The organism is Luteitalea sp., assembly GCF_044337415.1.
In the GTDB taxonomy this organism is placed as follows: domain Bacteria; phylum Acidobacteriota; class Vicinamibacteria; order Vicinamibacterales; family Vicinamibacteraceae; genus Luteitalea.
Map to the genome: position 1 here is coordinate 1 of NZ_JBIINP010000193.1, position 7,425 is coordinate 7,425.

Here is a 7,425-nt window from a genome sequence, read left to right on the forward strand (position 1 = left end):
CGGATTGGCCTGCTCATCGGGCTGCCCCTCGCGGCGGCGGGCGCATGGCTCGGAGGTTCCGGCGCCCCGCGGATGCCCACGCTCCAGGGCTGGCTCGAGATCACCGTCGAGGCCGTCGCCACACCGCTGCTGGCGGTGGCCTACGCCGCTGTCCTGGTCCGCTGGCACGCAGCCGCACCGTCACGGCTCGCGCCTGCCGCGGCCGTCGGTCGCATGGCGCTCACGAACTACCTCATGCACAGCATCCTGGGCGTGGCGCTGTTCTACGGCATCGGCCTGGGCTTGTGGGGGACGGTGGCGCTTGCGCCCTCGATGGCCGGCGCCGTGGGCCTGGTCGGACTGCAGGCCCTGGTGAGCACATGGTGGCTGCGTCGGGCCTACTTCGGGCCGGTCGAGTGGCTCTGGCGCCAGGGCACCTATGGTCAGCGCCTTCCGCTGCTGCGCGGTCGGTCACCGCAGGCCCTGGCGGTCGACTAGGCTCGATCGGGGGCGATACCGTAGTGTCAGGCATGACCGACGACTGGCGCCGCCACCTGCTGACCAGCAGCTCCGACATCCGCACCCTCCTGCGCGGCGTGAGCCGCGTCGCCATCCTCGGCGCGCGCCCGGCGACGCAGGGGCACAAGGCCGCGTACTTCGTGCCCGAGGCGTTGCAGCAGATGGGCCTGACGATCGTGCCGGTCGTGGTGCATGGCCACGACGAGGCGCCCATCCTGGGCGAACCGGTATACCGGCGACTGGTGGACGTCCCCGGGCAACTCGACCTCGTCGACGTGTTCAGGCGCGCCGAGGACCTGCCGGGCCACGTCGACGACATCCTGGCCCGCGCCCCCGGGGCCGTCTGGTTCCAGTCCGGCATCCGCAACGATGCGGTGGCTGAGCGATTGGCCCATGCCGGGATTCAGGTGGTGCAGGACCGCTGCCTCATGATCGACTACGGCAGCCTCGGACGCCGCTGAGCCAAGCCGGGCCGTTGGGCTCCGGAAAAAGGGGGGCCTTGCGCCCCATGGCGGTGGTGTGTATAGTTGCCCTGCGCGACACATTCCATTACTGGATGTGACAAGTCCAAGGTTTGTAGAAGGCCTGGGAAGTCGCCAGGCCTTTTGCATTGAGTGCCCGCAACCGACCAGCGCAGCGGTTGCCCCCGTCGTGGGGGAGTATGCACGACAGAAAATCAGTAGTCGGTCGGTCCGTGTGGCATGGCGGTGCTCCGATTACCGAACGAGGAGTTCGTTATGCGTACATCCGGTACCGTCAAGTGGTTCAACGAGAGCAAGGGCTTCGGCTTCATCACCCCGGAGGGCGGCCAGAAGGATTGCTTCGTGCACCACTCCGCCATCGCCGGCACGGGTTTCAAGACCCTTGTCGAGGGTGAGCGCGTCGAGTTCGACATCGTCCAGGGCGCCAAGGGTCCGGCGGCCGAGAACGTTGTCCGCCAGGGCCGCTAGGCTCTCGCAGGCGTAGTACCAGCGGCCGGATCGCGCAAGCGGTCCGGCCGTTTGTCGTTTCGGGGGTGGTCCTGCCATCCCGTACCCCCCTACCCGGCACGCCGTACCCGGCCCCAGACGAGTGCAGTAGAATCCGCCCACTCGCCATGCGTCCCCTTCTCCTGTCGGTCCTGGTCATCGGCGCGGCCGTTGCTGCCGTCGCTTCGCGTCCTTCCACGGCCCAACCCGCCACGGCGGCTGGAGCCAAGGCGCCCGCCGCCACGAGCAGCACGGCGGCTGCCGCGGCACTGGCGGCAGGCGTGACCGGGCCCGCCCGCGACAAGGCCCTGTTGCCGTTCGAGCACGACGCACGCACGCAGTTGAACTACGTGCCGATGGTGCGGGCTGGCGTGCCGCTCGAGGAACTGGCCGAGCCGCAGAAGGCCCAGGCGATGTCACTCCTGCGCTCGGGGCTCAGCGAGTCGGGCTACGCGACCGCTCGCTCGATCATCGCGCACGAGGACATCCTGCGCGAGATCGAGAAGGGGCAGGGCGTGGCCAACTACATGCGTCGGCAGCCCGGGCTGTACTACACCGCCATCTTCGGCACGCCCGCCGCCGACGCCGTGTGGGGCTGGCGTTTCGAGGGGCACCACCTCTCGGTGAACGTCACCCACGCCGGCAAGGACGGCGACATCGTCGCGCCGCTGTTCTTCGGGTCCAACCCGGCCAAGGTGCTGTCGGGCCCGAGCCTGGGCCTGCGCATCCTCGCGGCGGAAGAGGACGAGGCGCGCGCCCTGATGGCGCTGTTCTCGGCCGACCAGAAGGCCAGGGTCGTGATCGCGCCCGAGACCACCAACGACATCGTCACCACCAACAAGCCGAAGGCCGAGATCGCGCAGTTCGATGGCGTGGCGGCTGGCGCGATGTCGGCGCCGCAGAAGGCGCAGCTGCGGAAGCTCGTCGAGATGTACGCCGCGCGCTTCCCCGAGGCGCAGCGCAAGTCCCAGCTCGCGCGCATCGAGAAGGCCGGCTTCGACAAGATGCATTTCGCGTGGGCCGGCAGCCTCGAGGTCGGCAAGAAGCACTACTACCGCGTGCACGGGCCGACGGTGTTGATCGAGTACGACAACAGCCAGAACGACGCCAACCACATCCACAGCATGTGGCGCGACCTCGAGCACGACTACGGCGGCGACCTGCTCCGCAAGCACCTGGCGGCGGTGAAGCACTAGGCAGGGCTACCGGCTACCGGCTACAGGCTGCAGGCTGCAGGCTACAGGCGGCCTGCAGTCTGCCAGCCTGTGGCCGATTCTCGATTGCCGACTGCCGACTGCCGACTGCCGATTCCCAGATGATCGACCTCCGCTCCGATACGGTCACCCGGCCGACGCCGGCCATGCGCGCCGCCATCGCGGACGCGCCGGTCGGCGATGACCAGTTCGGCGAAGACCCGTCCATCAACGCGTTGCAGGAACAGGGTGCGGCGCTCCTCGGCAAGGAAGCCGCGCTGTGGCTCCCGACGGGCACGATGGCCAACCAGGTCGCCCTCCGCACGCTGACGCGTCCCGGCGACGATGTGGTGGTGAGTCGGGAGAGTCACCTCGTGTGGCACGAGACGGGTGGCGCGGCGGCCAACGCCGGCGTGCAGCTCACCGAGGTCGGAAGTGCCGGCAGGTTCACGGCCGCCGAGTTCCTCGCGGCGCGCAAGCCGCACGGCCACATGCTCTACCCGCCGACCACGCTCGTGGCGGTGGAGAACACCCACAACCGCGCCGGCGGTGTCGTGGTGCCCCTGGCCGAGGCCGAGGCCATCTGTACGGCGGCACGCGCGCACGGCGTTGCGTCGTTGCTCGACGGCGCACGCCTGTGGAACGCGGCCATCGCCCTCGGCGTACCCCCGGCGGCCGTCGCGGCACCATTCGACGTCGTCTGGGCCGCGTTGAGCAAGGGCCTCGGCGCGCCCGCAGGGTCGCTGCTGGCCGGCCCTCGCGACGTGATCGCACGGGCCGTCAGGTACCGCCGGATGTTCGGCGGGGCGATGCGCCAGGTGGGCCTGCTCGCGGCGGCGGCGACCCACGCGCTCGCGCATCACTACATGCGCCTGGCCGACGACCACGCGCACGCCCGCCTGATCGCCGAGCGGGTGGCCCGCTCCCCGGGCGTGCGGCTCGATCTCGCCACCGTCCAGACCAACATCGTCGTCTTCCACCTCGAGCCCGGCGCGCCTGATGCCGCGACGGTGGTGGCCGCCGCGCGTGACCGCGGCGTGCTGCTGTTCGCGTTCGGCCCGCGCACCCTGCGCGTTGTCACTCATCTGGAGGTGACCCGTGAGCAGTGCGTGGCGGCAGCCGACATCCTCGCCGAACTCTGTACCCCTGACGCGTAGGGGCGCGCTCTGCCTCGTGGCGGCGCTCGCCGTGCTGCCTGGGCGTGCCCTGGCGGCCGACGACCCGAAGGTGGTGGCGTACGACGTGTTGTCGTCGATGGTGCTGGGGCGACGCGACGCGTTCCTGAAGGCCACGCTGCCCACCGACGGCGTCGACGTGCTGCTGCCGTCGAGCCTCTCTGCGGACGAGCGGCGGCAGGTCGAGGAACGGCTGACGCGCGTGCGGTTCTCGTCGCAGTTGCCGCCGCTCTTCGAGGGCGAGCCGGTCGATGACACGGCGAGCGCACCGGTCGGCACGCGCATCGTGTACGTGACGCAGTACGGCGGCTCGCTGGTGCCCGTGCCTGTCGTGCGGACGCGCGACGGCTGGCGCGTCGATCCGCGGTACTGGGTGGCCGAGCGACAGCAGGCGGCGACGCCGCCGCCAGACGATGCACCGGTGATGCTGGTGAAGCGGTTCCTCTACCACGTGATGAATCGCGAGACGGAACCGCTGAAGGCGCTGAGCTACCTGCCCGACCACGTCGAGCAACTCACGCGGAACAACAACCTGCCGGGCGCCGATCGCGGGCACGTCGCCATGCTCGCCGTCGAGATGGGCCTGGCGCCTGCCCGCGCCGGCGAGGTGGTGCGCATGCCGTCGGGCACGCGCATCACCGCCGGGAGTTCCGCCGACGAACTGGTGTTCGTGGGGATGATGGGCACCATCGAAGTGCCGTTCCGGCTCCGCCGCGTGAAGGGCGAGTGGAAGGGCGTGCCGGAGCCCTACTTCGAGTTCCTGCGGAGCATGGGGGCCATTTAACGCTTAACGCCTGACGCCTCGCTGACGCTTGCAGGATTCAGGCTCAAGACTCGGAGATCTGTCCGAGCCCCAAGCCCCAAGCCCCGATTCCCGTACGGTACCCCGTACCCCGTACCGCGTACCCGGATGCTCACACCTGCGGCGGATACGTGAGCGTGGGCACTGCGCGTTCGATGGCGGTGCGCTGGCCTTCGAGCCAGGGCGGCAACACCAGCGTTTCGCCAAGGTGATTGGCGTCCTCGTCCACCGCGAAGCCCGGTCCGTCGGTGGCCAGCTCGAACAGCACGCCGCCGGGTTCCTTGAAGTACACGGACTTGAACCAGAACCGGTCGATCACGGGCGTCGGCCGCAGCCCGACCTCCTCGACCAGCGTGCGCACCAGCAGTTCGTGCGCCTCGTCGGTCACGCGCCAGGCGAGGTGGTGGATGCTGCCGGTGCCCCACGCGCCGCGGCGCTCTTCAGGCGTTTCGCGGATGTCGAGCACGCGCCCGGGGCCGCCGTCGCCGATCACGTAGCGCGTCCATCCGCCTTCGGTGCCGAGTTCGGTGAAGCCGAACACGTTCGAGAGGAACCACGCCGTCGGCGCCTTGTCGTGCTGCCACGTGCGCGCGCCGTGCAGGCCGCGCACCTGGTATTCGACGGGCACCGGACTGTGTGACCACGGCTCGAAGCCGCGCGTCGTGGGATCGGCAGACTCGACGAGCGCGACCTGCAGCCCGTGCGGATCGACGACCGGCAGCACGCGATCGCCGAACCGCGTCTCGATGGCGCCGAGCTTCACGCCGTAGCGCGTGAGCCGCTCGCCCCAGTACGCCAGCGAGCCGGTGGGCACGGTCAACTGCACTTCGGTCGCCAGGCCGTGTCCGGCGCGCGACGGCGCCATGTGCGACCAGGGGAAGAAGGTCAGGTCCGTGCCGGGATGCCCCGCGGCGTCTGCGTAGAAGAGGTGGTACGTGCCGGGATCGTCCTGGTTGACGCTCTTCTTCACCAGCCGCATCCCGAGGATGCCGGCATAGAAGTCGAGGTTCTGCTGGGCGGGGCCGGAGATGGCCGTCACATGGTGCAAGCCGCTGATGGTCTGCATGGGAACAGTGGCCGGCGACCCTCCCGGTGCTGGGGGGCGGACCCGCGCGCCCGCGTCTGGCGCGCCCGCAGCGCGGGTCGTTGGCCGGCTTCCACAGTATGGATGTAGTTGCTATGAAAAAGCAAGTAGCTATGGAATGTCGACACGGCCTCTGCTAGCCTGACGGTCGTGGCCCCCGCGCGCCGTTCCGCCCTGCCCGATCCCTTCTGTCCCGTGCTCGATGCCATCGGCGTCCTGCAAGGGAAGTGGACCATGCAGATCGTGCATGCGCTGATGGGCGGACCGATGGGCTTCAACGAGTTGTCGCGTGCCGTTGGCGGCTGCAACCCGTCCACGCTCGCGCAGCGCCTCGAGACGCTCGTCGCGCTCGACATCCTCGCGCGTCGCGTCGAGTCGTCGTCGCCGCCGCGCACGCTCTATTCGTTGACGGCCGCCGGTGTGGCCCTGCAGCCTGTCGTCGCCGCCATCGACGACTGGGGCAAACGCCACCTGAGACGAGACCGCGTCCAGGCGGTGCGCCGCGCCGCCCGCGCCAGGGAGTCCCGCGCATGATCACCGCCCGTCGCTCGATGCCTGTGGCCCTCGCCTGTGTGCTCGGCTTCGTCGCATCACTCGCGGCCGTCGGGCCGACGCCGCCTGCCGCCCAGGCGCGCGCGATCGCCGACTCCCGACTGCCCACTGCCGAGAGGGAGTCGTCGACTGCCGACTCCCGACTCCCGCCTGCCGACACGAAGCAGCTGACTGCCGACTCCCGACTCCCGACTGCCGACACGAAGCAGTTGACTGCCGACTCCCGACTCCCGACTGCCGATACGGTGTACCTGTTCTCGTACTTCACCGGCAACGGCGAGGACGGCCTGCACTTCGCGTGCAGTGACGATGGCGCGCACTGGCGCCGGGTGGGCGGCGGCCGCTCGTACCTCGCGCCGCAGGTCGGCACGAAGCTGATGCGTGATCCGTCGATTGTCCACGGACCCGACGGGCAGTTCCACATGGTGTGGACCACCGGGTGGTGGGACCACGGGTTCGGCGTCGCGCACTCGCGCGATCTGCGGACCTGGAGTGCCCAGGCGAACGTGCCCGTCCTCGGCGACGTCGAGGGCGTACGTAACGTCTGGGCGCCCGAGATCCACTACGACCCCGACGCGAAGCACTACCTCATCGTGTGGGCGACGACGATCGAGGGGCGCTTTCCCGAGACGCTCCAGGCCAACGGCGATGCCGGCAACGGACGCCCGCTGAACCATCGGCTCTACGCCACGACCACCAAAGACTTCGTGTCGTACACCCCGGCGCGGCTCTTCTACGACGGCGGGTTCAACGCCATCGATGGCGTCGTCGTGCACGACGGCCAGCGGGCGGTGCTCGTGGTGAAGGACGAGACGAAGGCGCCGACCCCGCGCAAGCACCTCAAGGTCGCCACGGCCTCGTCCATGAGCGGTCCCTTCGGCGCCGCCTCGGCGGCGTTCTCGCCAGACTGGGTCGAAGGACCCACCGTGCTGCGCCTGGGTGACCGTTGGCGCATCTTCTACGACGAGTACACGCGCAAGCGCTACGGCGCCATGGACACGCAGGACTTCCGGACGTTCACGCCGGCGCCGGACGTAACGTTCCCCGAGGGCATGCGGCACGGCACGGCGTTCGCGGTGACCCGAGCGGTGGCTGACGGGCTGGAGCGCTGACGGGCCCTGTCGACTCCCGACTCCCGACTCCCGACTCCCGA

Annotated in this window: 9 protein-coding genes; 8 read left to right on the forward strand and 1 reads right to left on the reverse strand. The window is 69.8% G+C overall.

Annotated features, from left to right (window positions below; genetic code table 11):
* The 6 genes from ACIRDX_RS18655 to ACIRDX_RS18680 all read left to right on the forward strand — a co-directional run.
* The coding region (locus ACIRDX_RS18655) for a DUF418 domain-containing protein (RefSeq protein ID WP_396626946.1) at positions 1-477 on the forward strand (477 nt) is incomplete at its 5' end.
* Positions 478-509: 32 nt separating this feature from the next.
* On the forward strand, positions 510-959 hold the full coding sequence (locus ACIRDX_RS18660; RefSeq protein ID WP_396626947.1) for a CoA-binding protein: 450 nt from the start codon (positions 510-512) through the stop codon (positions 957-959).
* A gap of 276 nt (positions 960-1,235) precedes the next feature.
* Entirely contained in the window at positions 1,236-1,448 is a 213-nt protein-coding gene (locus tag ACIRDX_RS18665; protein ID WP_396626948.1) for a cold shock domain-containing protein, read from the forward strand.
* A gap of 146 nt (positions 1,449-1,594) precedes the next feature.
* Positions 1,595-2,662 carry a DUF3500 domain-containing protein gene (locus ACIRDX_RS18670; RefSeq protein WP_396626949.1) on the forward strand — a complete coding sequence of 356 codons (1,068 nt, stop codon included), beginning with the start codon at positions 1,595-1,597 and terminating at the stop codon, positions 2,660-2,662.
* A gap of 119 nt (positions 2,663-2,781) precedes the next feature.
* The gene (locus ACIRDX_RS18675; RefSeq protein WP_396626950.1) at positions 2,782-3,816 is read left to right on the forward strand and encodes a threonine aldolase family protein; all 1,035 of its coding nucleotides are present in this window, start codon (positions 2,782-2,784) and stop codon (positions 3,814-3,816) included.
* A 16-nt stretch (positions 3,817-3,832) separates the two neighbouring features.
* Positions 3,833-4,618: a hypothetical protein gene (locus ACIRDX_RS18680; RefSeq protein ID WP_396626951.1), complete on the forward strand. Its 786-nt coding sequence runs from the start codon at positions 3,833-3,835 to the stop codon at positions 4,616-4,618.
* Between the two features lie 130 nt (positions 4,619-4,748).
* On the opposite strand, the gene ACIRDX_RS18685 is transcribed toward ACIRDX_RS18680, so the two are convergent.
* Positions 4,749-5,702, reverse strand: coding sequence for a ring-cleaving dioxygenase (locus ACIRDX_RS18685; protein ID WP_396626952.1), 954 nt, complete (start codon positions 5,700-5,702; stop codon positions 4,749-4,751).
* Between the two features lie 168 nt (positions 5,703-5,870).
* On the opposite strand from ACIRDX_RS18685, the gene ACIRDX_RS18690 reads away from it, so the two are divergent.
* Together ACIRDX_RS18690 and ACIRDX_RS18695 are read left to right on the forward strand one after the other, a co-directional pair.
* A complete protein-coding gene (locus tag ACIRDX_RS18690; protein ID WP_396626953.1) occupies positions 5,871-6,254 on the forward strand; it encodes a winged helix-turn-helix transcriptional regulator in 384 nt (127 codons plus the stop codon).
* Positions 6,251-7,384 carry a glycoside hydrolase family 43 protein gene (locus tag ACIRDX_RS18695; RefSeq protein ID WP_396626954.1) on the forward strand — a complete coding sequence of 378 codons (1,134 nt, stop codon included), beginning with the start codon at positions 6,251-6,253 and terminating at the stop codon, positions 7,382-7,384. The genes ACIRDX_RS18690 and ACIRDX_RS18695 overlap by 4 nt, the downstream gene beginning before the upstream one ends.
* Positions 7,385-7,425: the final 41 nt, after the last annotated feature.

What these genes read in the sequence shown, in the direction of transcription:
- ACIRDX_RS18660 (WP_396626947.1), top strand. Translation starts at nt 510, where the DNA reads ATGACCGACGACTGGCGCCGCCACCTGCTGACCAGCAGCTCCGACATC.
- ACIRDX_RS18665 (WP_396626948.1), top strand. Translation starts at nt 1,236, where the DNA reads ATGCGTACATCCGGTACCGTCAAGTGGTTCAACGAGAGCAAGGGCTTC.
- ACIRDX_RS18670 (WP_396626949.1), top strand. Translation starts at nt 1,595, where the DNA reads ATGCGTCCCCTTCTCCTGTCGGTCCTGGTCATCGGCGCGGCCGTTGCT.
- ACIRDX_RS18675 (WP_396626950.1), top strand. Translation starts at nt 2,782, where the DNA reads ATGATCGACCTCCGCTCCGATACGGTCACCCGGCCGACGCCGGCCATG.
- ACIRDX_RS18685 (WP_396626952.1), bottom strand. Translation starts at nt 5,702, where the DNA reads ATGCAGACCATCAGCGGCTTGCACCATGTGACGGCCATCTCCGGCCCC.
- ACIRDX_RS18695 (WP_396626954.1), top strand. Translation starts at nt 6,251, where the DNA reads ATGATCACCGCCCGTCGCTCGATGCCTGTGGCCCTCGCCTGTGTGCTC.